The sequence below is a fragment of the Bradyrhizobium arachidis genome (assembly GCF_024758505.1).
Taxonomy (GTDB): Bacteria; Pseudomonadota; Alphaproteobacteria; order Rhizobiales; family Xanthobacteraceae; genus Bradyrhizobium; species Bradyrhizobium manausense_C.
In genome coordinates this window covers 6,853,681-6,879,615 of record NZ_CP077970.1, presented here as the reverse complement: position 1 = coordinate 6,879,615, position 25,935 = coordinate 6,853,681, and the positions used below count along the sequence as shown (strand labels likewise).

The following is a 25,935-nucleotide window of genomic DNA, read 5'->3' as shown; positions in this document are numbered from 1 at the left end:
AGGGAGCGCCAGAATTCAACAACTTAGAACCCCTGCGGATAAACCGTCGAATATCTGTTTATCCGAACGAAATTCGGTGAATAGAAGCGAAGGGGCGAGTGCTGGTGTGAAGCGCGCTTGGCAAGGCCGTTCTGGCGGGCTCGACGCCCGCGCTGCGCCGCGAAATGCTCAATCTCACTGCTTCAGCCGTGGCAGAAAGACGCCGAGTTGGCGAAGGATCGACGCTTTGTCGATGAAACGGAGAAGGGACGGCTGCCTTGCTCGGCTCATCGCCGTCGCTCTCGTCTACTTCTTCTTTCGCGGAGCACTACGTGGCCGGTCTGCCGCTGGACCGGTGAAGGCTTAAAGCGCGATGTGATTGAGATGAATCGTCCACGCGCTCAGGTCGCTATTTCGCCGACCAGGCGCGCCTGGCGATTTCGGCAAACTGCTCCGCTGCGGGCGAGAGTGTAAAATCGGCCCGGCTCAACAGCGAGACATGTCGCTTGACGGTCGGCTGGCTCAGAGGAACGGCTGCAAGGGTTGGAAACTGCGCCTTGGGTAGCATGTGCGCCGGCAGAATGCTGATTCCGGCACCCTCCGCAGTCAATGCCAAGGCAGTCGTAATTAGTGAGACTTCGAGGGTTGGCTTCAGCTCCTGGCCCGTCTGCGCCAAGGCCTCGTCGATCTGGGTACGGATTCGCGTTCCGCGGCGCATGGCGATCAGCTCGGAGGCGGTGAGTTCGTCCCAAGTCAAGCGCCGACGCTTCTCGAACCGCCCGTTCTTGATAACGATCGCCGAGAGCGGGCTTTCCATAAGTGTTTCGATCCGCGCCTCCGACGTGCCATCGTCCTCGAAGCTGCCGATTCCGAACTCGGCGTGACCTGCCATGACGAACGGCAGCAGTTCGTCCGGAGCGATATCGAACAGACTGCCACGGCGTCGAGATGAACCAGCGCTATGGCTCGACCGCCGTCGTGTCCGACGGCACGCCGATGCCGGCCTTCAGCCGCGATCACGAACTTTATTATCAGGCGACCACCTGGCCCGGCGCACACTTGCCTCATGTCTGGGTCGAGCATCAGGGCCAGCGCAAATCGACGCTCGATCTTGTCGGCAAGGGCCGTTTCACGCTGCTCACCGGGATCGGGGGCGATGGCTGGAAGACGGCGGCTGCCGCAGTCGAGAAGGCTTACGGCCTGCCGGTGGATGTCGTCACCATCGGCCCGCAAGGCTGCGATGCGCTCGACAGCTATGCCGACTGGTATCGCCAGAGTGAAGTCGACGAGGACGGCTGCGTGCTGGTGCGTCCCGACATGTATGTCGCCTGGTGCGCCAGGGAGGCAGCAGTGAATGCCCCCGACGTGCTGCTCGACGTGTTCGGCCAGATCCTCGGCCGTAGTGCGAAGGCGCAGGCGAAGTCCGTCGCCGCCGCGTGATGCGACGCTGCGCGGATAATTTTTAAGAACGGAATGAACGGCAGCCGGCTTGAAAACCGGCTTGTCTCAAGGGAGGGGAAAATGAAGACCTATTGAACGGAGGTTTCCACGCTCATCGAGCGGGAGCATCGTGCCGACGAGACTCCTGTCGAGCGGTTCGAGCGCGAAGATGTGCTCGCGGTTCGTCAGCACCACCCGACCGATCGCGACCTTGTCCATCTCGCGGATCACCGCGAAGGCGTCATGGCCGACCTTGCCATCCGGTCGCAGATAATAGGGGCGAATGAGATAGCGCGCCTTGGCTGCACTCCATCTCTGGGCTGAATGGGAGAGATATCCGACATCGTTGATGCGGTGCTCTACCTGGATGGCGCAGGCTTTGTGACCGGCGAGATCCTCCGAGTCCATGGAGGGCAAGCCGCCGGTCACCACCGCATCTAGACGCGCTGGGCCGCGCGCGATGTGTCAACGCGAGCCGTCGCGCAAACGCTCACGACCACGTCGCAAACGCGATGCCTGTCCCGGTCCCGGCCGGCGTGCGGTAGGCGGGATAGTAGTCCGACCAGTCATTCGTCAGGCGCTCAGACATAGCTGCGGTCATGACCCAGTTGAGGATCTCCGACGACCCGGAATTCAACTCGTTACGTGTCAGGCTTCGCAGTACTTGCGGATGGTTGCAACGAATGGCGTTGAGCACCTTGCGATCCAATTGCTCGTCCACCACGAAATGGCTGAGACCGCCGCTTGCTGCAACCGCAACGCGAAGGTCGCTCGGCGATTTCTCGATGATGCGCGCCAGCTTGGTGCCGATGTCGTAGCAGCGACGGGCTGTCGGCGCGTTCGGCGGATAATAAGTATTGAGAAGCACCGGCACGACCGGGATGGCGCGTCCCCGGAACAGCCGCTCGATGATGAAGCCATAGGCGTGGCCAAATCCGGCCTTCAGCGGATCTTCGACCTTCGCAGCTGCTGCAACGTCGACATCCTCGTCGATGAGGCCGCGGATCAGTTCGAGCGCGAACTGCGGCTGCCCCGGGAAGCTATGCACGGCATCCATGGCATAGCCCTTCATGACGGTCCCGACCCAGCCCGGCGTCTGCGGTGTCAGGTGTTTCTCGTGCGTCAGGATCTCCTCGCCGTAGAAGATCGACATTGCAGGCATGTTGGCGTGGCTGAACAGTTCGGCCTGATCGTCGCCGATGATCACGACAACGTCGGGCGCAACGACTGCGAGGCGGTCGGCGATTGCATCGAGAGCCTTCTGCGAGGCGGCCTCGATCTCCAGAAATTTGGCTTCGGTCGCCACATCGCCGTAAGGGGCACCGTTTTCCTCTGCGAGATCGTCGTAGCTGACAAATCTGCCGTCGGCCAGGTTCAGCGCCTTGTTCTTCTTGTCGTCTTCGGCGCGCTCGCTCCAGCGCTTTCCTTCGAGCGCCAGCATCGGCGTATGCGAGGCGGCAAAGCTGAATACGATCCTGGCCATCGCAGTTCCTCCCTGATATTAATTTGACCTTATGGACAATATTACATGGAGCGGTCAGGACTGCAAATCGAAACCGACGAGGGTAGGTGGTGAAAATCCGCTTGCAAGTTTGTCGATCTTATATATACCAGGTGGACTAATTAATAATCAGGCCCACGGCCAGGGAGAGATCGCGCCCATGATCATCGACGCTCATGCCCATCTCGTCGCGCCCGCGTCGCTCTACGCCCATCGCAGCAACCTGGTCGTTGCGCGCGGTCAGTACGGCAAATATCCCGCCGCCATTTCCGATGCCGAGCTCGAGAAATCCGCAGCTCAGAATGTCGCGATCATGGATGGCGTCGGCACCGATCTGCAGGTGATCTCGCCGCGACCCTTCATGATGGTCCACGGCGAAAATCGCTGGGATGACGTCGTCACCTGGGCCGAGGACAACAACGACATCATCGCCCGCACCGTGAAGATGCACCCCAGGCGCTTTCGTGGCGTCGGCGGATTGCCGCAGGCCGTCGGCGCGCCGGTTGAGACCATGTTCGACGAGATCAAGCGCTGCATCGAGCAGCTTGGCTTCATCGGCGTCCTGCTCAACCCCGATCCATCTGAGGGCTTGGGGAAGAGCCCGACTCTGGCCGATCCATATTGGTATCCGCTCTATGAATTTCTCTGCAAGCACGACGTTCCCGCGCACATCCATAGTTGCGCCTGCTGCGGTCGGGAAACCTACGACGAGCATTTCATCACCGAGGAGAGCCTCGCCATCACCACGATCACTCGCTCGGATGTCTTCAAGCGCTATCCGACGCTGAAGCTCATGGTCAGTCATGGCGGCGGATCGGTTCCGTTCCAGGTGGGGCGCTGGCGGTCCAATCGGCAGATGGCGATTGCCGCCGGCCGCCTGCCGAAGGATACCGAGAGCTTCGATGCGAGCCTCAAGCGCTTCTGGTTCGACACCGTGGTCCACAACAAGAAATCCCTGGAACTGCTGTTCGACGTGGTCGGCACCGATCGATGCATGTTCGGCACCGAGCGTCCGGGCAGCGGCGGCGGCACCGATCCGGAGACGGGCCGGCCTTTCGACGACCTCAAGCCGGTGATCGAATCGATCACCGAACTGACGTCGGCCGACAAGAAGGCAATCTTCGAGAGCAACGCGCGCAAATTCTTCACCCGTCTCGACGCCTGAGCAGGAGGGGAGATCAGCATGGCTGCGCGGCGAAGCATCGAAGTAGAAGGGTTCGCCCACGGTGGGCAGCCCATTCCCGCAGCGTCCCGGGTCGGCAACATCATCATGACCGGGGGGGTGTATGGGCTCGATCCGGCAAGCGGAAAGATTCCCGACGACGTCGGCCGGCAGACCGAACTGATGTTCGCGAATCTGAAGCGGATCATGGAGGCGGGCGGCGCGAGCCTCGACCAGATCGTCAAAATGACGGTCTATGTGAAGGTGCCTGAGGCGCGCGGCGCCGTGAACACCCAATGGCTCGCCGCGTTCCCCGATGCGGCGTCCCGGCCGGCGCGTCACACCTTCCAGAACGATCATCTGCCGGCCAACATGCTCGTGCAATGCGATGCCATGGCCGTTCTTGACGGCGTCTGAGGTTGCGCGATGGATGGTCTGGTTGCGCGGCTCGCCGCCCTCGACAGTTGCGCGGTGTCGGACGCTCTCGACAAGCTCGGGCTTGCCGGCGCCGTGACCGGCGTCACTGCGCTGACCGGCCCGGCCAAAATTGCAGGACGCGCGGTCACCACCAAACTCGGGGCGCCCCTACCTGGTTTGCCGAAACGGCATCTCGGCGCCGGTGCGATCATGGCCTCGAATCCGGGCGATGTCATCGTCGTCGAGCATCGTGGCCGCTCCGACGTCTCCGGATGGGGGGGCCTGCTCAGCCGGGCTGCCGTTCGGTCCGGTGTCGCAGCCGTGCTGGTGGATGGCGCCTGCCGGGACATCGACGAGAGCCGCACGCTGGGTCTACCTGTCTTCGCGCGGGCTGCGGTTCCGGTGACCGCGCGCGGACGCATCGCCGAGCATTCCTGCCAGGAGCCGATCACGTTCGCCACCGTCGCCGTGAAACCGGGAGATCTCGTGATCGCCGACGGCAGCGGCATCGTCTTCGTCGATGTGATACGTGCCGAGGAGATCATATCGACCGCCGAAGACATCTGCGCGCGCGAGCAGCGCATGGCGGAGGCCATCGACGCAGGTAAGGCGGTCGGCGAGGTCCTGAGCGGCGATTATGAAGACATGCTGAAATGGCAGGAGGCGTGAATGTCTGACATCGCCAGCGAACTGAAGGAGATCGGCACCACTACATTGTCCGACGCGCTCGATCGCCTCGGCATCGAAGGGCAATGTCTGGGCATCAAGCCGTTCGATCATCAGATGCGGCTCGCCGGACCTGCCTTCACCATCCGAATGCTGCCTGTCGGGATCCATGGCGGTTCGGTCGGAGACTACATCGATGATGTCGCCCCCGGTCAGATCGTGGCGATCGACAATGACGGGCGGCTCGATGCAACCGTTTGGGGCGATATCCTCACCATGGTGGCCTCGCGCCGCGGCATCGGCGGCACCGTGATTGATGGCGTTTGCCGCGATATCGATCGCAGCCTTGAGCTCGGCTATCCGATCTTTGCGCGCGGAAACGCCATGCGGACCGGGAAGGACCGCGTGACCGCCGATGCGGTCAATGTGACGGTCCAAATTGCCGGCGTCCGGATCGCCCCGGGCGATTGGCTGGTTGGCGACGGAGACGGAATTGTTTCGTTGCCTGCGTCCCGGCTAGAGGAGATTTGCGCCACGGCCCGCCAGATCGCCGCTACGGAGGCCAAGATTAGGGACGCGGTCGTCGCCGGCGAGCGTCTGGACAAGGCGCGCGAGCGCTTGCGCTATCACGCCCTGCAATCCAAGCCGGCGGGCTGAGGGTCCTGCACCGCCGCGCGGTTGACAAATCCGGTGACCGGGAGGATAGCCTTTGACCGGATATGGCCTGCCTCGCGGGGACGCTTTGACATCGGATCTCACCAAGGAAACGCTCGACGAGGTCGTCAATCAGCGCCGACGCCAACAGCGATCACTCGACACGCGGGAACGGATACTCCAGGCAGCCTTCGAGGAATTCGCCGAGCGCGGCTTCGAGGGCGCCTCGACGCGGAACGTCGCCGCGAAGGCCGGGGTCCAGCATCCGCTTGTGACCTATCACTTCAAAAACAAGGAGGGGCTCTGGCGGGCAGTCGTCACGACCACGAGCTTCAACTTCGGCCAGCATTTCCAGGATCACCTTGCCGGGATGACGGAGAAGGACGAGGTTGCGCGGTTGCGGCTGCTCCAGGAGCAGTTTGTTCGGTTTGCGGCCGCCAACCCGAACTTCCACTGGTTGATGTCGCATGAAGGCAAGCGGGACAGCGATCGGCTGACCTGGCTTGTCGAGGAGCGGGTGCGCAACTACTTCGACGTCATGGCCAAGCTGATCCGGACCGCCCAGAAGCAGGGCCGCTACGTCGAGGGCGATCCCTATCATCTGCAATATCTGTTCATCGGCGCCGTCACGCGTATCTTCATGCTCAGCGCAGAGGTCCAACAGGTGATGGGCCGCTCGCCTTTTTCGAAGAAGTTTGTCGACGAGCACGTCCGGACCTGCTGCGCCTTGTTCTTCCGCGAACCGGCCGAGAGCGCCCGCCCGGCACGCGTTGCGGCACCTCGCAAGAGTAGACGCCTCACCAAATAATCGGAAGGCTCCTGAAGCCGCGCACCATTAGGTGACGAACCCGCTCGGCCCTGGCGATGTCGATGTCGAACTCCCTCAGTGCCGCGAGGAGGCTTGGCAGGATGGTGCGCAGAATGGCACGAGTTGCGCTTGCGCCGAGGCAAATATGTGGTCCAAACCCGAAGCCGAAATGGCGAACCTTGCCGCGTGTGAGGTCGAAGCGCTCGGCATAGCCAATGGCGGTCTCGTCGCGATTGGCCGACGCATAGAGCAGGGCGACCCGCGCGCCCGGGGGAATGTCGACTCCCGCAATTTCGGCTGGCGCCGACGTGGTGCGGGCGAAGCATTGCGTCGAGGTGTCCCAGCGGACGGCTTCTTCGATGGCGGCATCGACTAATGATAGATCAGCCATCACGCGCAAGCGTTGGCCGGGATGGCGCCAGAGCGCGTGCATCAGGTTCGGCAGGAAATGTCCGATCGAGGCGTTGCCGGCGAGCAGTACGGTCATCATGTTCGCGACGATTTCGGCGTCGCCGAGCGGCGCGCCTGCCGCTTGTGCCGCGATCAGGACCGAGAACAGGTCATCGTCGCGCTCCAAGCGGCGCCGCGCCAGCTCCTCCGTCAACAGCACAACGACCTCGGCCCGATCCTCATCCGCGAGTGCGGGACCGGCGGGACCAGCCTGTCCGCGAAACAAGCGCTCCGAAAGATCGCTGGCCTTCCGTGCTGAACCGGGGCCAAGACCAAGCATGCGGCCGAGCGCGCCGAACAGCAGGGGACGGCTGATATCGGCGACGAAGTCGCATTGACGGTGCGGGCTCAGCACGTCCAGCCGCCGCGCGAGCTCGGCGCGGATCCAGGGCAGAACCAGCTCGATGCGTGCCGGTGTGACACCGCGGATGATGATGCGCCGTAGCTCGTCATGCCGGGGCGGATCGATCGAGCCCAGCGTCTTGCCGACGCGAAGCGGGGAATCGCTGAGCGCGTTGCCGGCCGAGGACGAGAACAGATCGGGCTTTGCCAGCGCGTCCGCGACGTCGCGGTGCCGGCTGACGAACCAGAGATTGGTCTTCGGGCATTGATAGGCCGGCTGTTCCGCCCGCATCTGTCGATAGGTCGGATAAGGATCGTCGAAGAAAGCATCGCTGGCGAGATCGAACGAGGCCATGGTCACCTACCAGCGAATCCGGAGCTTGTAGAAGCCGCGCGCCATCATGTGAGCGACCCGCTCGGCATTGGCGATGTCGAGCTCGTATTCGCCGAGTGCTGGCAACAGCGGCGTCATGATGGTCCGCATCATCGCGCGGGCCGTGGGCGCGCCGAGGCAAATGTGTGGACCGGAGCCGAAGCCGAAATGGCGCGTCTTGCCACGATCGATGTCATAAGTGTCCGGATCGGGAATTACCCGTTCATCGCGATTGGCCGCGCCGTAGCAGACCACCAGGCGGCTGTCGGCCGGTATCGTGACTCCGTGCAGGGAGATTTCCTTTGTGGTCTGGCGTGCAAAGGACTGAGTCGAGGTGTCCCAGCGCACGCCTTCGTTGACGGCCGCGTCGAGCTTTGTGGGATCCATCAACAATTTCCGGCGCTCGCCGGAATTCTGCCAGAGCGCATGAATTAGGTTCGAGAAGTAATGGCCAATGGATGCGTTGCCCGCCAACAGGACAGTCGACATGTTGCCGAGAATTTCCGCGTCTGAGAGCGGCGCGCCGGCCTCCTGAGCTTCGAGCAGGAACGAGAACAGGTCGTCGCTTCGGTCCTTGCGCCGGCGCTCGAGTTGCTCACCGAGCACGGCGAAGACGTCTTCCATCACCCCCGGCTTCGACACGGCCCCCATCGCGTTCGGGGCGGCATGAAAGAGATCCCGCGACAGTTCGGCCGCGCGGACGGCGGCGTGCCCATCGAGACCGAGCATGCGGCCGAGCGCGGCGTACAGAATGGGGCGGCTGATGTCGGCCATGAAGTCGCATTCGCGGCGGTCACCGAAATCGTGCAGGAGACGTTGCACGTCGCGCTCGATGGCGGGCTGCATCGACTGGATCCGGGCAGGCGTGAATCCCTTCATCACGACGCGCCGCAGCTCATCGTGGCGCGGTGGATCTGTCGTGCCGAGCGTCTTGCCGATACGCAGTGGCGAATCGACCAGGGTATTGCCGCGCGACGAGGAGAAGGTCTCGAAATCATTGAGGATGCGGGCGACGTCCTCGTTGCGCGTGATCACATAATAGCCGCTCGGCTTGTGCCGGTAGACTGGATGATCGTCGCGCAGGATCTTGTAAGTGGGATAGGGGTCGTTGACGAAGTCGCGGTCTTCGGGGTCGAAGCGAAAGCCCATGCAGTCCTCCCGGTCCTCATCGTCTTCTTTCATTAAATATACCATATGGAAAAGTTAGTAGGCAAGCTGCCAGCCACGCCGCGGGAGTCGCGTCACGCGGCGCGGACCGGTTTCCGGATGCCGACGAATTGCTCGAGCGCGTCACGGTCCTGTGCGACGGTCATGCTCGGTCCGGATCGAACCGCGACGCCCCGTTCGAGGATGATGGCGTGCTGCGCTAGGCGGAGCGCAAACCCGGCGTGCTGCTCGATCAGGATCACCGCCATGTTCTCGCCCTGCGTGATCTCTGTGATACAGCGGGCGACGTCTTGGGCAACGACAGGCGCAAGGCCTTCGAGCGGCTCGTCCAGGAGCAGAAGACGCGGATTGGTGACCAAAGCACGCCCGATCGCCAGCATCTGCTGCTCGCCTCCGGACAGCTGATTGCCGAAGTTGGCGCGGCGCTCCTTCAATTTCGGGAACAATTCGTATACGCGGTCGATCGTCCAGGCCCCTGGCGTTTCTGCGATCCGCAGGTTCTCCTGGACGGTCAGCGGCGCGAACACTTCGCGACCCTGCGGGACCCAGCCGACGCCCATGCGGCTCCGCAAGTGCGGCGGCATGGTCGTGATCTCCTTGCCGCCAAAACGAAGCCGACCTTTCCGGGGAGCGAGATGGCCGGCGATCGCGAGCATCAAGGTCGATTTACCCGCCCCGTTGCGCCCCAATAGCGCGAGCGATCCACCAACATCGATATTCAGCGAAAGATCATGGACCACCACGCCTTCGCCGTAGCCGACGTCTAGGCTTTCGATCTCGAGCAGGGACTCAGTCACCGGCGACCCCCAAGTAGACACGGCGCACCTCGGGATCTCTAGCGATCTGGCCGGGCGGGCCCTCGCACAACACGGATCCGGCAACGAGCACCGTGATGGTGTGGGCAAATCGGAAGACCAGGTCCATGTCGTGTTCGATGAAGAGGATGGCGACATCGTGCGGCAGTGCCTCGATCGCCTGCATGAGCTCAAAACTCTCGCTGGCGGGGACGCCGGCCGCCGGCTCGTCTAGCAGCAGGACGCGCGGCCGGCCGGCGAGGGCAAGCGCGATCTCCAAAAGGCGCTGGCGCCCATACGCGAGCTCCGTCGTCGGACGAAGGCAATCGCGGCCAAGGCCGACCGAGCAGGCCAATGCAAAAGCTTCGTCGGTAACATCCGTCTCCCGATGTAGCGCTTGCAGAGGGCGGCCCAGGCGGCCGTTCCGCCTTGCCACCGCCAGCATGATCGACTCCAGCGGCGACAGATGCGGAAACAGAGCATTGATCTGGAACGTCCTGCCGAGCCCCAAGGCAACACGCTGATCTGTGGTCAGCCGATTGATCGGCGCGCCCTCGAGCAGAATGCTGCCGCTCGTTGGCGCCAGCACGCCGGTGAGCAGGTTGATCAGCGTGCTCTTGCCCGCGCCGTTCGGCCCGATCAAGGCGTGGCGGCCTCCGGCTTTCAGCCGAAGGCTGACCTCGTTGGTCACCTTCAGGGCGCCGAACTGCTTGCATAGGACTCTTGTTTCGAGCGCCGGCACCGTCATCGCGGAGGCCCCCTCCGCGCCAGATGGTCCGCGACCACTGCCAAGGCGCCTACCAGGCCGCCTCGCGCCGTCAGCACCAGCGCGATGAGGATGAGCCCGAGCCAGAACATCCAGTACACCGGGTTGAGCGCGGACAGCACGTCGCGTGCCCAGATGAAGGCCGCCGCGCCAATGAAGCCGCCGATCAGCGTGCCAATCCCGCCCACGATCAGCATGATCAGCGCCGCGACCGATCGCTCGAAGCTCAACGTCTCCAGCGCGACGATTTGGGTGGTCTGCGCCAGCAACGCGCCAGCCATGCCGGCGATAGTCGCTGAGATCGTGAAGGCGATCATCTTGCGGCGGGCGGTCGATACGCCAAGCATCGGAATGCGATCGTGGTTCTCGCGCATGCCCTTCAGCGCCAGACCCTCGGGCGAATGGATGTAGCGCCGGGACGCAAGATAGAGCAGGAAAGCGACAACGTAGGCGTACCAAAACGCGGTCCGGCCATAGAGATCGAATTCGAATTGGCCGAGTAATGGCCACATGTCAATGCCTTGCAGACCGGTATCGCCGCCGGTCAGCCACGGCATGCGGCTTGCTGCCTCAAACAGCAGCAGCCCGATGCACAGCGTCACCATCAGCACCGCCGCGCCACGCACTTTGGCGATGACCGAGCTGAACGCAAGCCCGAGTCCGCCGGCGGCGAGCCCACCGAAGAGAACGCCTGAGAGCGGTTCGCCCCAGCCATGGACGGCGAGCAGTCCCGCTGCATAGGCGCCCAGTCCGAAGAAGGCGGCATGGCCGAACGAGGGGATGCCGCCATAGCCCAGCAGCAGATCCAGCGACATGGCAAAGAGCCCGCCGATCAGCATCTGCGTCAACAGGACGAGCTTGGCCGGAAATAGAAAATAACCGGCGGCAGCCGCGAGCCAGAACGCGATTTCCAGGGGGGTCCACCGCGCGCGGCGGACGACCATCATCCGTGCCAAATCGAGCGTGATGTCGCTCATCGCGGACGACCAACGAGGCCCTGCGGCCGCATCGTCAGGAGCGCGAGCGCCGTGGCGTAAATTATGAAGGCTCCGATCTCGGGCAGCAGATATTTGCCGACGACGTCGATGACCCCGAACAGCATGGCGGCGAGGAAGGTTCCGCGCAGCGAGCCCAGCCCGCCGACGCTGACGACGATCAACAGCTCGGTCAGGAATTTGATCGGGAAGTTGGGGTCCAGCCCAAGCAGGTTGACACTGAGCGCTCCCCCGATCCCGGCAAGCGCCGACCCAAGGGCAAAGGCGAGGGCATAGAGCTTGTCGACATCGATGCCGCATGATGCCGTCATCCGGCGGTTGAAGACCGCGGCCCTGATCTTGGCGCCGAACGTCGTGTGCTCGATGAGACGGACGAGCGAGAGGAGCAGCACGAGGCCGGACACGATCAGGAACAGACGATAGCGGTTGAGGTCGACCGGCCCAAGGCTGAGATTGCCGTCCAACCAGGCGGGCACGCCGATGGCCATCTGCTCGGGACCGGCGAGATAGGTCGCCGCTGCGATGGCGACGTAAACGACGCCAATCGTGAGCAGGACCTGCTCGAGCTCGGATGCCTGATAGAGCCGCCGGAACAGGAGGCGCTCCAGGATCGCGCCCGTCGCCGCCGCAGTTAACCCCGCCATGACGACGGCCGCGAAGAACGGCCAGCCGGCCTTGCCGATCAGTAGTGCGGCGGTGTAGCCGCCGACCATTGCCAGTGCCGCATGGGCCATGTTGGCGAAGCCCATGAGGCCAAGCGTGATCGAGAGCCCTCCGGCCATCAGGAACAGCACGAACCCGTAGGCGATACCGCCGAGGAGGATATTGACGAAGCCGAGCATCGTGCCACCTAGCGCGCCGAACCTGGATCCTTGACGTCGGGTGTCGATGCGAATTCGACATTGACGATTTGTCCGTCGCGCTTCTCGACCTTGCGGAAATAGACGGTCTGGACGATTTCGCGGGTTGCAGGATCAATCGAGATCGGACCGCGCGGGCTTTCGAATTTGATCTGCTTGAGAAGCTCCATCGTCCGATCGGGATTGAGCTCGCCCTCCTGGGCTTCGACCACTTGACGGATCGCCCTGAGGACGTCGTAGGCGACGACAGGCAGGAAGTTCAGCGGACGATCCGGCGCAACCGACTTGAACGCGCGCGCGAACTCCTTGTTGGCCTCTGAGTCGTGCGTTTGCGTGTAATGGAAGGCGGTGACCACGCCGAGCGCCGCATCCCCCGCCACAGGCAACGAGGCTTCGTCCGTGATATCGCCAATGCCAATGATCTTGGCCGGATCGAGCCCGGCCTCCTTGAACTGGCGAAGGAAGATGGGCGGCAGCTCGCCGGCGGCCATGAAGACGAAAACGGCGTCCGGATTAGCGTCCTTGATCCGCTGAATGTAGGCGGAAAAGTCCGTTGCCTTAAGCGGCGCGCGCACCGAGCCGGCGACGGCGCCGCCAGCGGACTTGAACTCGCGAATGAACATCGCTTCTGCGTCGAGGCCCGGTTCGTACTCGTGCACGAACGTATAGACGGACTTGAACTTCTGCTTGCTGGCATACGCCGCGAGCTGCTGCGCCATCTCGGCTGTCGTGAAGCCGAACCGGACGGCAAAGGGATGTTTGGCGAGGATCCCCGATGTCGCGGAATTGACGATGAGGAGGGGGACTTTGGCGGATGTTGACAGCGGCGCTACCGCCATCGTGTTGGGCGTATAGTCCATGCCTGCGAGGAAATCGACTTTTTCGCCTACGATCAGTTCCTGGGCGAGCCGCCGCGCGACGTCGGGCGCCGGCCCCGTGGTGTCGCGCTTGATGATCTCGATCTTGCGGCCTGCGACCGACTTACCGAATGTCTTGAAGAACACGTCGATTGCCGCATCGGATGCGGCACCGGCGGCGGCGCCTGGACCGGTATAGCTCATGAGCCAGCCGATCTTGAGCGGCCGATCCTCTGCACGAACTGAAATTGTGGCGGCGAGCATCGCCGTCGCCACGATCACTCCTCTGGCGATCATGCCGTCACCCTCCCTAAAAGTTGCCCTACTCGAAGTCTCTGGCGGACCTCTCACTATAAAATAGACCATATGGAAAAATTATACAAGCCGCGAAAAGCCGATCCCCCTGATGCTGGCGCACCAGCTGCTTGGGAGAGCGAAAGTAATTAGTCTCCACAGATTAGATGGATGGCGCCGCCGAGGTAAAAGGCGCCAGCGCTAGTCCCAATCAGGGCGGGTCGGACCGCTCCTTGCGATTTCCCTCACCGAAGAACTCCGCGATGTTGTGCCAATTCTTCGCGAAAGCTGTTAGTTTTTCGCGGTGGGTTAGGAGGATGGCTCTTCCGCCACCGCGCGCCTCTCATCTCTGTCCCATTGCTTGAATCGACAGCAAAAACGACGAGCAACGCGATAAAGGCTGTCGCGGTCAGTCCGCGATGGTGCGCCTGATCGCGGCCCAAACCGTAAGTCTTGGCTATGGGTTCGGAGGATGAATTTTGGGAGGGAGACCGGCCGTCACGCTGCTCGCGCTGCGTGCGACCTTGATGTCTTCCGGAAGCAAGTAGAGGACAGCGGCGCTGAGGACCCGGTGATGGGAGCAGGTCTCATCGGCAAGCGACACATCGAGCACGTTCTCGCGCGGCCGGAGGCGATGCTGTCGTCGATCGTCGATCCGGCGCCGGCAGCCCGAGAGTTGGCGGTTTCGCTGAAGGTGGACTGGTATTCGTCCTTCCAGGACATGCTCTCCGGAAATCGGCCGGACGGGGTGGTTGTCGCCACCCCCAACCAGCTGCACGTGGCCAACGGAATGGATTGTATCGCAGCGGGGATCCCAGCGCTGATCGAAAAACCGTTAGCGGATGACGTCGCCGCTGCACAAGCCCTGGTCGAGGCTTCCGAGCGCGCGGGCGTGCCGCTGATCACGGGCCATCATCGTCGCCACAACCCGATGATCCGGCGCGCTAAGGCAGAGATCGACAGCGGCCGGCTGGGCCAGATCGTGTCGGTGCATGGCATGTTCTGGCTGATCAAGCCGGACGATTATTTCGACGTGGCCTGGCGCCGCGAAAAAGGGGCGGGGCCCGTTTTCCTGAACCTCATCCACGACGTCGACCTGCTGCGGTACCTGTGTGGGGATATCGTCGCAGTGCAGGCTGCTCAATCCAATCGGCTGCGTGGCAACGCGGTTGAAGAGACAGCGGTGATCCTCCTGCACTTCGCCTCGGGCGCTATGGGAACGGTCAATGTCTCCGATACCATCCAGTCGCCCTGGAGCTGGGAATTCACGGCCGGTGAGAACCCGGCCTACAGTCACACGCAGGAGGCCTGTTACCAGATCGGCGGTACCAGAGCATCGCTCGCAATTCCGCAACTCGATCTTTGGCGTCATCCGAGCAAGGCCAGCTGGTGGGCGCCGATTGAGCGCGAGCGGCTGAAGTATGAGAAAGCAGACCCGCTTGGCCTGCAGATCGCAAACTTCTGTGGGATTATCCGCGGTACGACCGAACCTGTGGTGAGCGGGCGCGAAGACTGAAGACCCTCAGAGTGATCGACGCGGTTAAACGCGCAGCGGAAACTGGGGATATCGTGTCGGTTTGATTATGTGAGAATAAACGGTGGTTGCCTCCCCGATCTGTACCTACTCGCAGACTATTTAGCCGGCGATCGGTTTCGGACGAACGGCGGTTTTAGGATCGGCGCCGCGGCCTGTCTCGACTGGTCGCCCGTGAAGGAGAGCGCCACGCCTCGAGGAGCATCTTGAGAAATTGGCTGGCATGAGGGGATAGGGTTGACCCGTGCCTGCGCACGATTCCGATCGTCCGCGACACCTCCGGCTCGGTCAACCTGACGGTTTGAATGATCGGATGGCCGGCGGCCGGCGTCGCGAGCCTCGGCAGCACGGCGATGCCAAGTCCCGCTTCGACGAGACCGAGCGAACCCGAGAGGTGAGCAACTTCATAGGACCAGTTCAGTTGCAGGCCGTGTCGCGCCAGCGCATTGTCGATCAACGCGCGGTTGCCACTGTTGCGACCGACGGTAATAACCCGGTGCGACACGATCTCCGACCAGCTTACCTGTTTGTGCGATGCCAACGGATGGTCGTGGCGGCAGGCCAGGACGAAAGGATCCTCGACGAGTTTCTCGAATTCGATTTCGGCATGCGAAGCACCGATGAAATTGATGCCGAAGTCGGCTTCTCCGCGCGCGACCGCTTCCAATCCCTCGTTGGCCCCGATGTCCAGAATCCGGATGCGAATGCGCGGATACGCATCGGCAAAACGGCCGATCGCACGCGGCAGGAAATAAAACACCGCTGTCGGCACCGCAGCCACCGAGACCAGGCCTGAACTTCGCGCGCCGATATCATGGATGGCGAGCACCGAGGTCTCGAACTCGTCGATGAGACGACGCACCTTCGGCAGGAAGTCGCGGCCGGTCATGGTGAGATTGACGTGACGCGTCGAGCGTTCGAGCGATGCTGTCCGGAACACTCGTGACGATCGCAGGCTTCCTGCCGGTGGGCTTCGCGCGATCGACGGCTTGCCACCAGTCGAGAACCTTTACGCGCTGAAGGCCCGATTGAAGTTACGGCCGATGACGACGGCAAGACCCACGTTCGCCACGTCTACACCGTCTCGGCGCCCATCGCCGGAAAGGTGCTGAGGATTTCGCACCCGCTCGGCGAGCAGGGCCCGTCGCTTCACGTCGGCGACGAGGTCGTCGCGGACCGAACCGTGATCGCCCTGATGCAGCCGACGCTGCCAGGCTTCATCGACGTTCGCTCGCGCGACCAGCTTGAGGCCGAGGTCCTGGCGGCGGACGCAGCCATTAAGCAGCAGGAAGCCGAGGTGCAGCGGATCGAAGCCACGCTGGACTTCGCCCGGACCGAATTCCAGCGGGCCCAGGCGCTCTCACGCACGCAAACCATTTCCGCCCAGGCCTTCGACAAGGCGAAGTTCGAGGTGGCCACCAACGAGGCCGCCTTGGCGAGCGCGAAGGCCCAGGTCGACATGCGTCGCGCGGTGCGCACCAGCCTGGCGGCCCGTTTGATGGACCCGGCCAACGCCGCTCCGTCGGCAGAGCCGACCTGCTGTGTCCGGGTGCTCGCGCCGGCGAGCGGGCGAGTGTTGAAGATCATCCAGGACAGCGAGGCGACGGTTTTGCCTGGAACACCGCTGGTCGACATCGGCAACCCTCTCGATCTGGAGGTCGTGGCTGACCTGCTCTCGACCGATGCCGTCCAGATCAAGGTGGGCGCGCCCGTCCGGATCGACGGCTGGGGCGGGCAGCCCGTCAGGGGCAAGGTTGTCCGCGTGGACCCGGCCGGTTTCCTGAAGGTTTCGGCTCTTGGAATCGAGGAGCAGCGCGTCCGGGTGACCATCGACTTTGTGGACCCGCCGGAGACTTGGGCCTCGCTTGGCCACGACTATCGCGTCGTTGTCCATGTGACCATTTGGAGCGCTCAGGATGCCCTGAGCGTACCGGTGAGCACATTGTTTCGGAAAGGTAACCAATGGGCCGTTTTCGCCGATGAGAACGGCCGCGCCCGGGCCAAGCCAGTTCAGATTGGGCACCGTAATAACCGGTCCGCCGAAGTGGCCTCTGGACTGACTGCAGGAGATCGCGTCGTCGTCCATCCAAGTGACCGAATTGCCGACGGAAGCAGGATTGCGCAGCGAGGCGTACCTTGAGTAGAGGTCCCTCAGACCTTCGAAGCGGCTGCTTCTGGCGCAAAGCGGCCGTTCGAAGGGACTGCACGTCGCCCAACCTCGAACATTCCCGAGGAGCTACACCGCCTGGGGACTGCATCTTTGTGCGAGACCATCTGTCGGATACGTCCTTGAAGCGGGACGTGCCGAAATCACGGTCCGGGGCAAACGAGCAGTTACTGGTGCTATCGGCAGGCACGCTCTCTTAGAGACCGTTCTTTTTTCGGTTTCGCACCACCGTTCACCACTTTACGCGCTGCTTTGGCGCGGCTCCTCGTTCGGTAATGTCGGGAGAGAAGCGATGAGCGAGGTCGGCTTCGGCGGCCATGATCAAGCCACCGCCGCTCAAACCAAGGCCACAAGCGTACGATGCCTTGGGCAGGTGTCGTGGTGCGTGACTATGAAAGCGAGACACCATCCCTGATCCCAGATTGTATGCGCGATATGATTATGCAGCCGCGTCGAAGACTATGGACGCCCGATGATGAATGCCATGATTTGCCATATCACCGAAGGGGAGCTTCGGCTTGAGCAGGAGGGAAAGACCTTTATGGCAAGAAGAATTTTGTCTGGACCTGCAAAGAGGACACGAAGGTACAAGCGTACGACGATGGGAATGTGCTATCGATTATCCAGATCACGTTCCTAAAGGAAGGCTCATTTCTTCGCGCGGACGACGTATGCGACGACGCGCCATCCGCGCGGAGTCAATCACCTTGTCCCGTGCATGAACGCCTGCATCTCCTCCAGTGTCAGCTTGCCATCCTTGTTGCTATCCATTGCCTTGAAAATCCGTTCGTGGGCTGCCTGGAACTCCTGGAGTGAGATGGTCCCATCGCCATCGGCGTCCATCAGCGCAAACATCATACGCATCATAAAAGGTGGTCCCATCGCGCTCCCGCCCATCATGCCGCGCCCCATCACACGTCCCTCCATCATTCCGTGCCCCATCATGCCGCCGCCTTGTCCCATTGGGCTCGCGCCCGCTTGGCCCGCGGGATGGGACTGCATTTGCTGCTGATCTAGCTGGGGTGTCATTCGGTCCTGTGCAATCGCACCGACCACGCCGTACGTCACGATAAGAGCAGTTATTGTGAGTCCTAAAACGCGCGTGTACATTTCGAACCTCCTCCGAAACATGTAGCCTGTCTCATTAAATTCGGCATGAGTGATATTGATCCTCTGATCCCGGCTTTCGCCTACGTACCCCGCACACACTGCGACGCGTGTAGGGCCGCTTCGGCAGAATGCGACTTGCCGGGAAGGGCGGCTCTTGACGCAAAGCGGACTTTCGTCGGGGCCAAGTTCGCGAAGAATCTGTAATGGTCATCCAAGCGGTTCTGGTGACGAGAAGGAAAGCTGGGCTGACGCATTGATTTTCCTCGTTGGCACAGCAGACTTACTGGGATGATTTAGTGCTATCGAGGACAGCCAGAGCCGGCCGCAGAATGCCCCATGAGCAAAGAAATCCGCTGATGGGAGAGGTGCGCAAGCGGGTTGTTCAGGTCAGGTGCTTCGCGATAAACGAGCGCGAGTAGAGGTCGAGACCCCGTGTGCCCACCGGGCACATTCGTTCTTGCCGCGGTCCGCGGCCAGCTCGGCCTTCGAAGAGGCAAGTATGTCGGCTCCGACGACGCGACGGCCGGTCCTCCGTGTTTGATCTAGCGCAAGAAACTGGGATCGCTTTCAGGATAGCTTCCATTATTCAATGGTTCATTGGAGGTCGCAATGATCATTGAGCGTCTATCCCGAGAACACCGCAATATAGAGACGCTGCTCGCCGTGCTTGAGCGCGAGCTTGAGATTTTCGATCGCGGGGACCACCCCGACTATGAGGTCATTCGCGCGATTATCAGCTACTTCGAGCTCTATCCGGAGATGTATCATCATCCCCAAGAAGAATTGGTCTTTGCCAAGCTAAAGCTTCGAGATCCAGCTGCGGCGGCAAAGGTCGGCGATCTGACGCTTGAGCACCAAAAAGGAACCCAGCGTTTGCGACGCGTCGCCCAGGCGATCGACAGTGTTCTGGCGGATCGAGAGGTTCTTCGGCAAAATGTGGACAACATCGTTCGCGATTTCATAGAGAGCGAGCGGCGTCACATCATGATCGAAGACCGCGATTTCTTTCCCGCCGCCCTCAAGGTTCTAAAGCCTTCAGATTGGACTGAGATCGCTTCGGCCTCAACGAATCATGAGGATCCGCTGTTTAGCGAGGCCGCCGAAGAAACCTTCGACGCGCTACGAGCGCGCATCTTGCAGATGGAGCAAGAGTCCGAAGCCGAACGGCGTTAGAAGTGCAGCCAAGGTTTGTCGCGCGACCTGAGCGGACGACGGCTGTTGAGCATGAAACCGCGACTTGCGGCGAGGGCAGCTTCTGGCGCAAAGCTGACGTCGCACTCCGGCGGTCAAAGCCCGCTACCCAAGCCCGCAACCTGCAAGAAAATGGGCGGTGGCCGGCGGCGCCGATACGGCATTGTCGTCATCCCAGCGGCCGCTTGCGGATCGCACGCGAAATCCGACTGGGGCATGATCAAGGCCCAATGCGACGTCTAGGGTAGAGGCGGATGTCCGTTTGTCGGCGCAAGGGTCCGAGTCGGTGACTCGCACGCGGTCGCCTATCCCACTTCATCGTTCGCTTGGATGGGCAGCACAGGCGAGCAGATGGGATTTGCACGAAGCGCGAACAGGTCGGTTGGATCGTCGGGGCACCGTCGTGAGTGAAAACGCGGGTCAAGTCCGAGCCGTAGCTTCAGGTGCCGGGATCGCGCCGATCGCACTGCGGGCATCGGCCATCCGTGGCGGCGCCGAGTTGACGGCCGAATTCTTCCCTGAGGACATCCGATGCCCAGAACCCGCCATCGCTCTTGATGATTCTTTTCGCCCGCTCAAAGGCATGGCTCTCGGCGGCATCGTCGCCGACGCGGATGATAACCTGATCGTGGAAAGGACAGACAATCGTGGCACGGGTGGTTTCGAGCGCGTAGCGCACGACCGCAGTCAGATCGTCGGCGTGAATGTTGCTGGACATCGTTGGGCTCTCCACGGAGCGGAAAGCAAATCAGCTCCGGGCTTCCGAAGAGGAGGTTGATAAGTTTAACCCCAATTCCTCGGGTCCGCATTGACCCAGCTCAACAACGGGTGTCGCGATGCTCCAATCGCCGTAAGGGGGCTGTATGATCATCCGCAATTTTGCCGAGGCCTCAACTCAAAGGTCGCCTCCGCGTCAGCTATCGGGAAAGCGAGCAAATCGTTGATCTAAATCATTTCGCTATACTGCCATAAATCGCATGCTGCGCACCGTAAACGAGGGAGGTTCCATATGGCACCGGTCTCAAAACCACGTAACGAAAAATGCTCTCGCTGTGGTTCCGGGTTAGTACACCTCGAGTGGCATGAACGCGTCAACGCTCAGGAGGCCCAAGAGCTCTGGCGCTGCTGGAACTGTCAGAGCGAATTTGTCACCGCCTTCGCTTCTAACGGGACGGAGCCGTCAGCCGCCAAGATCACCGAACCATTCTTTACGAACCTGCTTGTCTGATCAATCACGCCTGCGCCGATCGACAGGGAAATCGTTCGATGTTCTTGGTTGATGCATCTGGACCTCGCTCTGGCAACGTGCGCAGAGGAGTTGATCGGAGTCAACGCTGAGCTTGACGTTGATGCCATCGTGCCTCATGATTTCGAGCGCTGGCATGAAGTTCGGGACGCTGATGACCGCCGCAATTGTTGCCATGCTCCCGCTATTCAATGCCGGAGCAGAGGTGAACTTGCCGGCTGGCAGCACGTCAACCCAACTATCCGACCTTATGATCGCGCTCCAATTCCAGCACATCAAATTATGGTTCGCCGGAAAACTCAGCAACTGGAGCTTGGCGAATTATGAGCTTCGACAGATCGAGACCAACTTGCGGAAGGCGATGCCGTCTCCCTCCGAAAGCTTGCGATCGTCCCAAATTACCGAACGGCTGCAAGCTCTGGATCGCGCGATCCAACTGAAGGATGGTGCAGCGTTCGCCAAGGCTTACTCGGATTTCACGAACGGATGCAATGCCTGCCACCGCGCCAGCGGATTCGGTTGGATCACCATCCAGGTGCCGGCCAACTCGCCGTTCAGCGATCAGCTGTTCGCGGATCAGATCGCGCAGGGTCGCGCGCTCGCTCACGGGACCTGCGGCCTCTGTCACGTCATCTCGGATTCTTCAAGGGAGACACCAGCCTTTCGTTTCCCTGCGCCAAGCTTCAGCGAAATTGCCAGCCGGCCATCCTTTTCAGCCAACGATCTCCGACAGCTATTGACCTCAAATCACCGTCGCGTAGGCCCGAGCCAGGCAATGCTCAAGCCAAAGCTCGTCGAATACCAGATTGACGCGATCGTGGCGTTCTTCGAGACCTTGCAAGCCGACCGGGCTCGCTAAAGACCCCAGCTTACGGTCACGGTCGCGCCGATCAGCGTTCTAGTCCTGAGTCTTTAGGCTAAGGATGTAATTCGCGAGAGCGTCGGCCTGATCGGGCGCGATGACCAGGTTCGGCATGTTCTGGTGGCTGGTCTTCAGGAACACTTTCAGCGAAAGCGCCGTCGTTCCATGCCTGTTTGCGATCGCCGCGAAGCCCGGTGCCTGATCCGACATTCCCGCCATGTGTGGTTCGATTGCATGACACGGCTTGCACCATGCTTCCGCGAGGCGGCGTCCTTCCAACGGGCCGTCTGCAGTAAGTTTAGATCCGCCGGCATTTTGCACGCGGACGAGAAACAACGCTATTAGCGCGATCAGGATCGCGAGGCTGATGTTGACTCGTATGCTGCGCAACATGTTCCGTCTCAACTCGCGGTTGGGCACTCACAGCAACCGCGCGAGCACCCACGGGCACCTCATCGCCAAAACCGGCTGCCGATCAACCGTTCTGGCGAAGGAAAGCAGAATGACCGAGCGCAACCGCGCCTCAACGGAAGGTGCGGCCCTTTAGCACGCGATCAGGTCGGTATGTCCAAATCCCTTTGAGTAGTCGAGCAGGGAGACGATCGTGGGTGTCAGGCGGAAGACGCAGACATCCGAAGTTTTCGGCATGGGGAGATCAAGGCCCTTCTGGTTCGGATATCGCGAGATCAGGAGCCGCAAGGCTCTTTCGAATTCGGCGGGATCCGTTACGAGCTTCGCGCGTGCCGCCATCGATAGGCCAGCGATGTCCATCACTTGCGCGGGATCGTCATCCACCGTTAGCGAGACGCGATCGTCCCTCGCCAGATTAGCTGCCTTCTGGCTGTCTGCTCCGCAAAGGAAATAGATGACGAGCCCGTCATTGGCGTAACCGACAGTGGTCACCTGGGGCCAGCCGTCGGATCGTAACGTCGCGATCCTCGTTGTCCGGTGCTGATCTAGAAGCCGAAGGATTCTCCGCCTGAACGTTTCATCCATTGGTCGCCTCCGATTTGGTCAGTCTAGCCCCGAAGTAGCGTGCGCCTTTTGAGGTAGGTCAAGTATCGGCCGGCCGTCAAACCTGAGCGCAGTCGGCCTGCCCATCCGCCTGAGGGCAATTGCACCAATCGCTCGGAGGGTGCGGTGCGATTTTGGCGGTCCATGCTAGTGGCTATGGCTGGACCCATCATCAACCGAGCTCCTCCTTTTGAGCTGCATCAACCTGGCTCTTGAACGGCGGTGGCATCGTGTGGACTGGGAGGGCTGCTTCGATGCGCCGATTTGCCATGAAAGCCCTATTCACGGCTCTGACTTTCAGAAGAGCCGAGAAGGAACGAATCGATGGGGATCGGAATATCTTGATCTTCTCGACGACGGTAACCGTCGGGTTGGTTGCGCTCTATGTCTTCGGCAAGGCAACCTCGCGCTGGTGAACTGTTTCGCGGGAACGACTGCGATGATGCGATGCTTGCTGATAGTTTCGACAATAGGTCTCTGGTCGAGCACCTGCGCCCATGCGCTCGACGAGGAGCAGCAGCATGGCAAAGAGCTGCTGCAAAAAATGTGCGCCCACTGCCACTCAGTTGGCAGGACAGGCGCGAGTCCCAACAGGCAAGCGCCGCCCTTTCGCAGCTTCAATGAAACCAAGCTCTACGACAGCGACTTTCTGCAACGACTACAGGATGGCTATAGCAGCATTCATCCTGTAATGCCGACCTTTCGCTTCAACAGGGACGATGCCGAGGCAGTCCTAAACTACATGAAGTCAATTCAGGAAACACCCAAGCTGAAACAATCTCCGCAGCGATGAAGGCGAGTCGTCTCAAGGGCGGCAGCGTTCCCAACTCGATTGATTGTGCTCAAACAACGAAGCTGGTTTTGGAAGAGAGTGGTCTGATGTGCAACTGCGGAACCAAGTTATGTCATTCGAGCGAGTCCTGCGATGGACCCTGGTTGCAATCGCAATCGCGGGATTGACCGCTGGTATTCTTGCGCGAGCCGCGGGGCGGCCTGATTTGGCCGATCTCGCATGGGCAATCGGCACGGCCCCTGTGATAGGAGGACTGGCGTTCTCGATCGTCAGGGACTTGCTGAGCGGGCGCCTGGGAGTAGACGCGATCGCACTCCTGTCGATGAGCGCGGCATTGGCGCTCGGCCAACCGCTTGCCGGCGCCGTGGTGGCGCTGATGTATTCCGGCGGCAACGTGCTCGAGGATATCGCGATCGCGCGGGCTGAGCTCGACCTGCGGTCACTGGTCGATCGTGCACCGCGCCGGGCACATCGGAAGACTGGTGAGCGGATCGAGGAGGTGCCGATCGAGGGAGTCTCCGTCGGCGAAGAGCTCCTGGTACGCGCCGGCGAGATCGTGCCGGTCGACGGCATCGTCCGTTCGACCGTGGCGACCATCGACGAGTCCGCCGTTACGGGAGAGCCGATTCCGGTCGAGAAGACGCGGGGCAGTGCTGTTCTTTCTGGTTCGCTGAATGCGGGTGAGACGTTCGAGTTGACCGTTACCGCGCCGGCTGGCGAGAGCACCTACGCTGGTATTGTGCGCATGGTGACGGCGGCGCAAACGGCGAAGGCTCCTTTTGTGCGCTTGGCCGACCGCTATGCGCTGATCTTTCTGCCGGTGACGCTCGTCATCTCCTTCCTGGCGTGGCGTATTTCCGGCGATCTGACCCGTAGCCTCGCCGTGCTGGTGGCGGCGACACCTTGTCCCCTGATTCTGGCCGCACCGGTCGCCTTCATCGCCGGCGTGGCGCAAGCGGCCCGCCGTGGAATCTTGGCCAAGGGCGGAGGGGCGCTGGAGGGGCTGGCTCGCGCGCACACCGTTTTGTTCGACAAAACCGGTACCTTGACGGTGGGAGGTGCGCGATTGCTCTCGGTTGAAGTCGCTCCGGGGGAAAACCCGGACGAGGTCCTCACCCTCGGGGCATCCCTTGAGCAGGCCTCACATCACGTCCTCGCCAAGACTGTCGTCGCTGCGGCCGTCGATCGCGGCCTCAAGCTCAAAGCGCCAGAACAGGTCAAAGAGACCATGGGCACCGGCTTGTCCGGCCTGATCGACGGCCACCAGGTAACCGCTGGCTCGCGAGAGCTGCTTCGCTCACGTGCCGAGCTGTCGCCGTGGGAGTTGCGGGCAATCCGGCGCGCATCTTGGCGCTCGGCGCTGATCGTCTTTGTTGCCGTGGACGGCCGTCCGATCGGTGCACTGCTGCTCGCCGACGAACTCCGGGCTGATACGCCGCGAGCGATCCGGTTGCTGCGCGATGCGGGCATCGCGCGAATGGTGATGGTCACGGGCGATCGCGCTGCAGCGGCGCAGGCAGTCGGAGCAGCGCTCGACCTCGATGCCGTGCTGGCCGACCGCGTTCCCTCCGACAAGGTCGACGCCGTGCGCACAGAACAGCGGCTGCATCCGACCATCATGGTCGGCGATGGCATCAATGATGCGCCGGCACTGGCCGTGGCCGATATCGGAGTTGCGCTCGGCGCGCGCGGCGCGAGCGCCTCGTCCGAGGCGGCAGACGTGGTCATCCTGACCGATCGGCTTGATCGGGTGGGCGAAGCGATCATAATTGCGCAGCGAGCACGGCTTATCGCCCTCCAAAGCATCATTATTGGTATGGGATTGTCGATAGCGGCCATGGTGGCCGCCACCGTTGGCTGGCTGGATCCCGTGCCGGCGGCGATCGTGCAGGAAGTGATTGATATTGCCGTCATCCTGAACGCGCTGCGGGCGCTCACTCCAGCCCATGGGATCGCCGGTCGCCGGATATCCGCAGAGCAGGGGCTGGCACTGCATCACGAGCACCAGGCGCTGTTCAGGGATCTCGACCGGCTGCGCAAGATCGTCGATGCGATTGACGATGCGACCCCAGACACCGCGGCGGCCTTGATCGAAGAGGCTCATCGCCTGGTTCAGGGCAGCGTCGTGACGCACGAGCGCGAGGACGAGGGCACCGTCTATCCGAAGATTGCAGAGGTGCTGCGAGACCGCCACGGCCTTTCGGCCATGAGCCGCGCGCACCGAGAGATCCTGCACCTTGCGCGGCTGCTCGCGCGGATCACGGCGGACCTACCGTCAGAAAAGGTCGACCGTTATCTTATCCGAGACGCCCAGCGTGTGATCGAGGCGATCGAAACGCTTGTGCGTATGCATACTGCTCAAGAGGAGGATATTTACGAAGCCGTGGCCGCGCAGTGAGCAGCTTGGCGAGCTTTACGCAGCCTGAGCGCCGAGCAACAAGGCCTTGTTGGTTAGGGCGCGGACTCATTAGCACACAGCCAATCACGTCTCCG

Annotated in this window: 25 protein-coding genes and 3 pseudogenes; 13 read left to right on the top strand and 15 right to left on the bottom strand. The window is 61.8% G+C overall.

Going from position 1 to position 25,935, the window contains the following annotated elements; translation table 11 throughout:
- Positions 1 to 388: 388 nt before the first annotated feature.
- On the bottom strand, positions 389 to 871 hold the full coding sequence (locus KUF59_RS31850) for a LysR substrate-binding domain-containing protein (RefSeq protein ID WP_212458676.1): 483 nt from the start codon (positions 869 to 871) through the stop codon (positions 389 to 391).
- A gap of 56 nt (positions 872 to 927) precedes the next feature.
- On the opposite strand from KUF59_RS31850, the gene KUF59_RS31845 reads away from it, so the two are divergent.
- Entirely contained in the window at positions 928 to 1,419 is a 492-nt protein-coding gene (locus KUF59_RS31845; protein ID WP_212458675.1) for an aromatic-ring hydroxylase C-terminal domain-containing protein, read from the top strand.
- Positions 1,420 to 1,542: 123 nt separating this feature from the next.
- On the opposite strand, the pseudogene KUF59_RS31840 reads toward KUF59_RS31845, so the two are convergent.
- Positions 1,543 to 1,713: pseudogene (locus tag KUF59_RS31840) on the bottom strand (Ku protein); the annotation flags it as partial.
- Positions 1,714 to 1,743: 30 nt separating this feature from the next.
- Between KUF59_RS31840 and KUF59_RS31835 the strand changes: the two are divergent.
- Positions 1,744 to 1,860, top strand: a pseudogene (locus tag KUF59_RS31835) (3-oxoacyl-ACP reductase); the annotation flags it as partial.
- Between the two features lie 49 nt (positions 1,861 to 1,909).
- Here the strand turns inward: KUF59_RS31835 and KUF59_RS31830 are convergent.
- The gene (locus KUF59_RS31830; protein WP_212458674.1) at positions 1,910 to 2,902 is read right to left on the bottom strand and encodes a DODA-type extradiol aromatic ring-opening family dioxygenase; all 993 of its coding nucleotides are present in this window, start codon (positions 2,900 to 2,902) and stop codon (positions 1,910 to 1,912) included.
- Positions 2,903 to 3,080: 178 nt separating this feature from the next.
- On the opposite strand from KUF59_RS31830, the gene KUF59_RS31825 reads away from it, so the two are divergent.
- The 5 genes from KUF59_RS31825 to KUF59_RS31805 all read left to right on the top strand — a co-directional run bounded on the left by KUF59_RS31825 (position 3,081) and on the right by KUF59_RS31805 (position 6,627).
- On the top strand, positions 3,081 to 4,085 hold the full coding sequence (locus tag KUF59_RS31825) for an amidohydrolase family protein (RefSeq protein WP_212458673.1): 1,005 nt from the start codon (positions 3,081 to 3,083) through the stop codon (positions 4,083 to 4,085).
- 18 nt (positions 4,086 to 4,103) lie between these two features.
- Entirely contained in the window at positions 4,104 to 4,499 is a 396-nt protein-coding gene (locus tag KUF59_RS31820) for a RidA family protein (RefSeq protein WP_212458672.1), read from the top strand.
- 9 nt (positions 4,500 to 4,508) lie between these two features.
- Positions 4,509 to 5,168 (top strand): RraA family protein, encoded by a 660-nt coding sequence (locus KUF59_RS31815; protein WP_212458671.1) that lies wholly within the window; start codon positions 4,509 to 4,511, stop codon positions 5,166 to 5,168.
- Entirely contained in the window at positions 5,169 to 5,822 is a 654-nt protein-coding gene (locus KUF59_RS31810; RefSeq protein WP_212458670.1) for an RraA family protein, read from the top strand.
- 85 nt (positions 5,823 to 5,907) lie between these two features.
- Positions 5,908 to 6,627: a TetR/AcrR family transcriptional regulator gene (locus KUF59_RS31805; RefSeq protein WP_212458669.1), complete on the top strand. Its 720-nt coding sequence runs from the start codon at positions 5,908 to 5,910 to the stop codon at positions 6,625 to 6,627.
- Here the strand turns inward: KUF59_RS31805 and KUF59_RS31800 are convergent.
- The 7 genes from KUF59_RS31800 to KUF59_RS31770 form a co-directional block, all read right to left on the bottom strand.
- Positions 6,617 to 7,774, bottom strand: coding sequence for a cytochrome P450 (locus tag KUF59_RS31800; protein ID WP_212458668.1), 1,158 nt, complete (start codon positions 7,772 to 7,774; stop codon positions 6,617 to 6,619). The genes KUF59_RS31805 and KUF59_RS31800 overlap by 11 nt on opposite strands.
- Before the next feature lie 6 nt (positions 7,775 to 7,780).
- Entirely contained in the window at positions 7,781 to 8,941 is a 1,161-nt protein-coding gene (locus KUF59_RS31795; protein WP_258767384.1) for a cytochrome P450, read from the bottom strand.
- Between the two features lie 92 nt (positions 8,942 to 9,033).
- The gene (locus KUF59_RS31790; RefSeq protein WP_212458666.1) at positions 9,034 to 9,756 is read right to left on the bottom strand and encodes an ABC transporter ATP-binding protein; all 723 of its coding nucleotides are present in this window, start codon (positions 9,754 to 9,756) and stop codon (positions 9,034 to 9,036) included.
- Positions 9,749 to 10,501 carry an ABC transporter ATP-binding protein gene (locus KUF59_RS31785; RefSeq protein ID WP_212458665.1) on the bottom strand — a complete coding sequence of 251 codons (753 nt, stop codon included), beginning with the start codon at positions 10,499 to 10,501 and terminating at the stop codon, positions 9,749 to 9,751. Before KUF59_RS31785 ends, KUF59_RS31790 begins: the two co-directional genes overlap by 8 nt.
- Positions 10,498 to 11,496: a branched-chain amino acid ABC transporter permease gene (locus tag KUF59_RS31780; RefSeq protein ID WP_249140355.1), complete on the bottom strand. Its 999-nt coding sequence runs from the start codon at positions 11,494 to 11,496 to the stop codon at positions 10,498 to 10,500. Before KUF59_RS31780 ends, KUF59_RS31785 begins: the two co-directional genes overlap by 4 nt.
- Positions 11,493 to 12,356, bottom strand: coding sequence for a branched-chain amino acid ABC transporter permease (locus KUF59_RS31775; RefSeq protein WP_212458664.1), 864 nt, complete (start codon positions 12,354 to 12,356; stop codon positions 11,493 to 11,495). The genes KUF59_RS31780 and KUF59_RS31775 overlap by 4 nt, the downstream gene beginning before the upstream one ends.
- Before the next feature lie 8 nt (positions 12,357 to 12,364).
- Complete coding sequence (locus tag KUF59_RS31770; RefSeq protein WP_212458663.1) at positions 12,365 to 13,528, bottom strand: ABC transporter substrate-binding protein; 1,164 nt, start codon at positions 13,526 to 13,528, stop codon at positions 12,365 to 12,367.
- Positions 13,529 to 14,099: 571 nt separating this feature from the next.
- On the opposite strand from KUF59_RS31770, the pseudogene KUF59_RS31765 reads away from it, so the two are divergent.
- Positions 14,100 to 15,106: pseudogene (locus KUF59_RS31765) on the top strand (Gfo/Idh/MocA family protein).
- A gap of 89 nt (positions 15,107 to 15,195) precedes the next feature.
- On the opposite strand, the gene KUF59_RS31760 reads toward KUF59_RS31765, so the two are convergent.
- Complete coding sequence (locus tag KUF59_RS31760) at positions 15,196 to 15,948, bottom strand: LysR substrate-binding domain-containing protein (protein WP_258767383.1); 753 nt, start codon at positions 15,946 to 15,948, stop codon at positions 15,196 to 15,198.
- A gap of 294 nt (positions 15,949 to 16,242) precedes the next feature.
- On the opposite strand from KUF59_RS31760, the gene KUF59_RS31755 reads away from it, so the two are divergent.
- Positions 16,243 to 17,199, top strand: a complete 957-nt coding sequence (locus KUF59_RS31755) for an efflux RND transporter periplasmic adaptor subunit (RefSeq protein WP_258767382.1) — start codon at positions 16,243 to 16,245, stop codon at positions 17,197 to 17,199.
- Between the two features lie 729 nt (positions 17,200 to 17,928).
- Here KUF59_RS31755 and KUF59_RS31750 read toward each other — a convergent pair.
- A complete protein-coding gene (locus tag KUF59_RS31750) occupies positions 17,929 to 18,336 on the bottom strand; it encodes an EF-hand domain-containing protein (protein ID WP_258767381.1) in 408 nt (135 codons plus the stop codon).
- 609 nt (positions 18,337 to 18,945) lie between these two features.
- Between KUF59_RS31750 and KUF59_RS31745 the strand changes: the two genes are divergently transcribed.
- Positions 18,946 to 19,509 carry a hemerythrin domain-containing protein gene (locus tag KUF59_RS31745; protein WP_258767379.1) on the top strand — a complete coding sequence of 188 codons (564 nt, stop codon included), beginning with the start codon at positions 18,946 to 18,948 and terminating at the stop codon, positions 19,507 to 19,509.
- Positions 19,510 to 19,966: 457 nt separating this feature from the next.
- Here the strand turns inward: KUF59_RS31745 and KUF59_RS31740 are convergent, their stop codons facing one another.
- Positions 19,967 to 20,245, bottom strand: a complete 279-nt coding sequence (locus KUF59_RS31740) for a hypothetical protein (protein ID WP_212458660.1) — start codon at positions 20,243 to 20,245, stop codon at positions 19,967 to 19,969.
- Between the two features lie 664 nt (positions 20,246 to 20,909).
- On the opposite strand from KUF59_RS31740, the gene KUF59_RS31735 reads away from it, so the two are divergent.
- Positions 20,910 to 21,632: a hypothetical protein gene (locus KUF59_RS31735; RefSeq protein ID WP_258767378.1), complete on the top strand. Its 723-nt coding sequence runs from the start codon at positions 20,910 to 20,912 to the stop codon at positions 21,630 to 21,632.
- Positions 21,633 to 21,671: 39 nt separating this feature from the next.
- Here the strand turns inward: KUF59_RS31735 and KUF59_RS31730 are convergent, their stop codons facing one another.
- Together KUF59_RS31730 and KUF59_RS31725 are read right to left on the bottom strand one after the other, a co-directional pair.
- Positions 21,672 to 22,028: a c-type cytochrome gene (locus tag KUF59_RS31730; protein ID WP_212458658.1), complete on the bottom strand. Its 357-nt coding sequence runs from the start codon at positions 22,026 to 22,028 to the stop codon at positions 21,672 to 21,674.
- Between the two features lie 150 nt (positions 22,029 to 22,178).
- Positions 22,179 to 22,631: a pyridoxamine 5'-phosphate oxidase family protein gene (locus tag KUF59_RS31725; RefSeq protein ID WP_212458657.1), complete on the bottom strand. Its 453-nt coding sequence runs from the start codon at positions 22,629 to 22,631 to the stop codon at positions 22,179 to 22,181.
- A 457-nt stretch (positions 22,632 to 23,088) separates the two neighbouring features.
- Between KUF59_RS31725 and KUF59_RS31720 the strand changes: the two genes are divergently transcribed.
- A complete protein-coding gene (locus tag KUF59_RS31720) occupies positions 23,089 to 23,442 on the top strand; it encodes a c-type cytochrome (protein WP_212458935.1) in 354 nt (117 codons plus the stop codon).
- A gap of 109 nt (positions 23,443 to 23,551) precedes the next feature.
- Complete coding sequence (locus KUF59_RS31715) at positions 23,552 to 25,840, top strand: heavy metal translocating P-type ATPase (protein ID WP_258767376.1); 2,289 nt, start codon at positions 23,552 to 23,554, stop codon at positions 25,838 to 25,840.
- Positions 25,841 to 25,935 lie beyond the last annotated feature (95 nt).

Bases quoted from the DNA above. Each gene is read 5' to 3' on its own strand.
- KUF59_RS31850 (WP_212458676.1), bottom strand. From the start codon at position 871: ATGGCAGGTCACGCCGAGTTCGGAATCGGCAGCTTCGAGGACGATGGC.
- KUF59_RS31845 (WP_212458675.1), top strand. From the start codon at position 928: ATGAACCAGCGCTATGGCTCGACCGCCGTCGTGTCCGACGGCACGCCG.
- KUF59_RS31830 (WP_212458674.1), bottom strand. From the start codon at position 2,902: ATGGCCAGGATCGTATTCAGCTTTGCCGCCTCGCATACGCCGATGCTG.
- KUF59_RS31825 (WP_212458673.1), top strand. From the start codon at position 3,081: ATGATCATCGACGCTCATGCCCATCTCGTCGCGCCCGCGTCGCTCTAC.
- KUF59_RS31820 (WP_212458672.1), top strand. From the start codon at position 4,104: ATGGCTGCGCGGCGAAGCATCGAAGTAGAAGGGTTCGCCCACGGTGGG.
- KUF59_RS31815 (WP_212458671.1), top strand. From the start codon at position 4,509: ATGGATGGTCTGGTTGCGCGGCTCGCCGCCCTCGACAGTTGCGCGGTG.
- KUF59_RS31810 (WP_212458670.1), top strand. From the start codon at position 5,169: ATGTCTGACATCGCCAGCGAACTGAAGGAGATCGGCACCACTACATTG.
- KUF59_RS31800 (WP_212458668.1), bottom strand. From the start codon at position 7,774: ATGGCCTCGTTCGATCTCGCCAGCGATGCTTTCTTCGACGATCCTTAT.
- KUF59_RS31795 (WP_258767384.1), bottom strand. From the start codon at position 8,941: ATGGGCTTTCGCTTCGACCCCGAAGACCGCGACTTCGTCAACGACCCC.
- KUF59_RS31785 (WP_212458665.1), bottom strand. From the start codon at position 10,501: ATGACGGTGCCGGCGCTCGAAACAAGAGTCCTATGCAAGCAGTTCGGC.
- KUF59_RS31780 (WP_249140355.1), bottom strand. From the start codon at position 11,496: ATGAGCGACATCACGCTCGATTTGGCACGGATGATGGTCGTCCGCCGC.
- KUF59_RS31775 (WP_212458664.1), bottom strand. From the start codon at position 12,356: ATGCTCGGCTTCGTCAATATCCTCCTCGGCGGTATCGCCTACGGGTTC.
- KUF59_RS31770 (WP_212458663.1), bottom strand. From the start codon at position 13,528: ATGATCGCCAGAGGAGTGATCGTGGCGACGGCGATGCTCGCCGCCACA.
- KUF59_RS31760 (WP_258767383.1), bottom strand. From the start codon at position 15,948: ATGACCGGCCGCGACTTCCTGCCGAAGGTGCGTCGTCTCATCGACGAG.
- KUF59_RS31750 (WP_258767381.1), bottom strand. From the start codon at position 18,336: ATGTACACGCGCGTTTTAGGACTCACAATAACTGCTCTTATCGTGACG.
- KUF59_RS31745 (WP_258767379.1), top strand. From the start codon at position 18,946: ATGATCATTGAGCGTCTATCCCGAGAACACCGCAATATAGAGACGCTG.
- KUF59_RS31740 (WP_212458660.1), bottom strand. From the start codon at position 20,245: ATGTCCAGCAACATTCACGCCGACGATCTGACTGCGGTCGTGCGCTAC.
- KUF59_RS31735 (WP_258767378.1), top strand. From the start codon at position 20,910: ATGAAGTTCGGGACGCTGATGACCGCCGCAATTGTTGCCATGCTCCCG.
- KUF59_RS31730 (WP_212458658.1), bottom strand. From the start codon at position 22,028: ATGTTGCGCAGCATACGAGTCAACATCAGCCTCGCGATCCTGATCGCG.
- KUF59_RS31725 (WP_212458657.1), bottom strand. From the start codon at position 22,631: ATGGATGAAACGTTCAGGCGGAGAATCCTTCGGCTTCTAGATCAGCAC.
- KUF59_RS31720 (WP_212458935.1), top strand. From the start codon at position 23,089: ATGATGCGATGCTTGCTGATAGTTTCGACAATAGGTCTCTGGTCGAGC.
- KUF59_RS31715 (WP_258767376.1), top strand. From the start codon at position 23,552: ATGTCATTCGAGCGAGTCCTGCGATGGACCCTGGTTGCAATCGCAATC.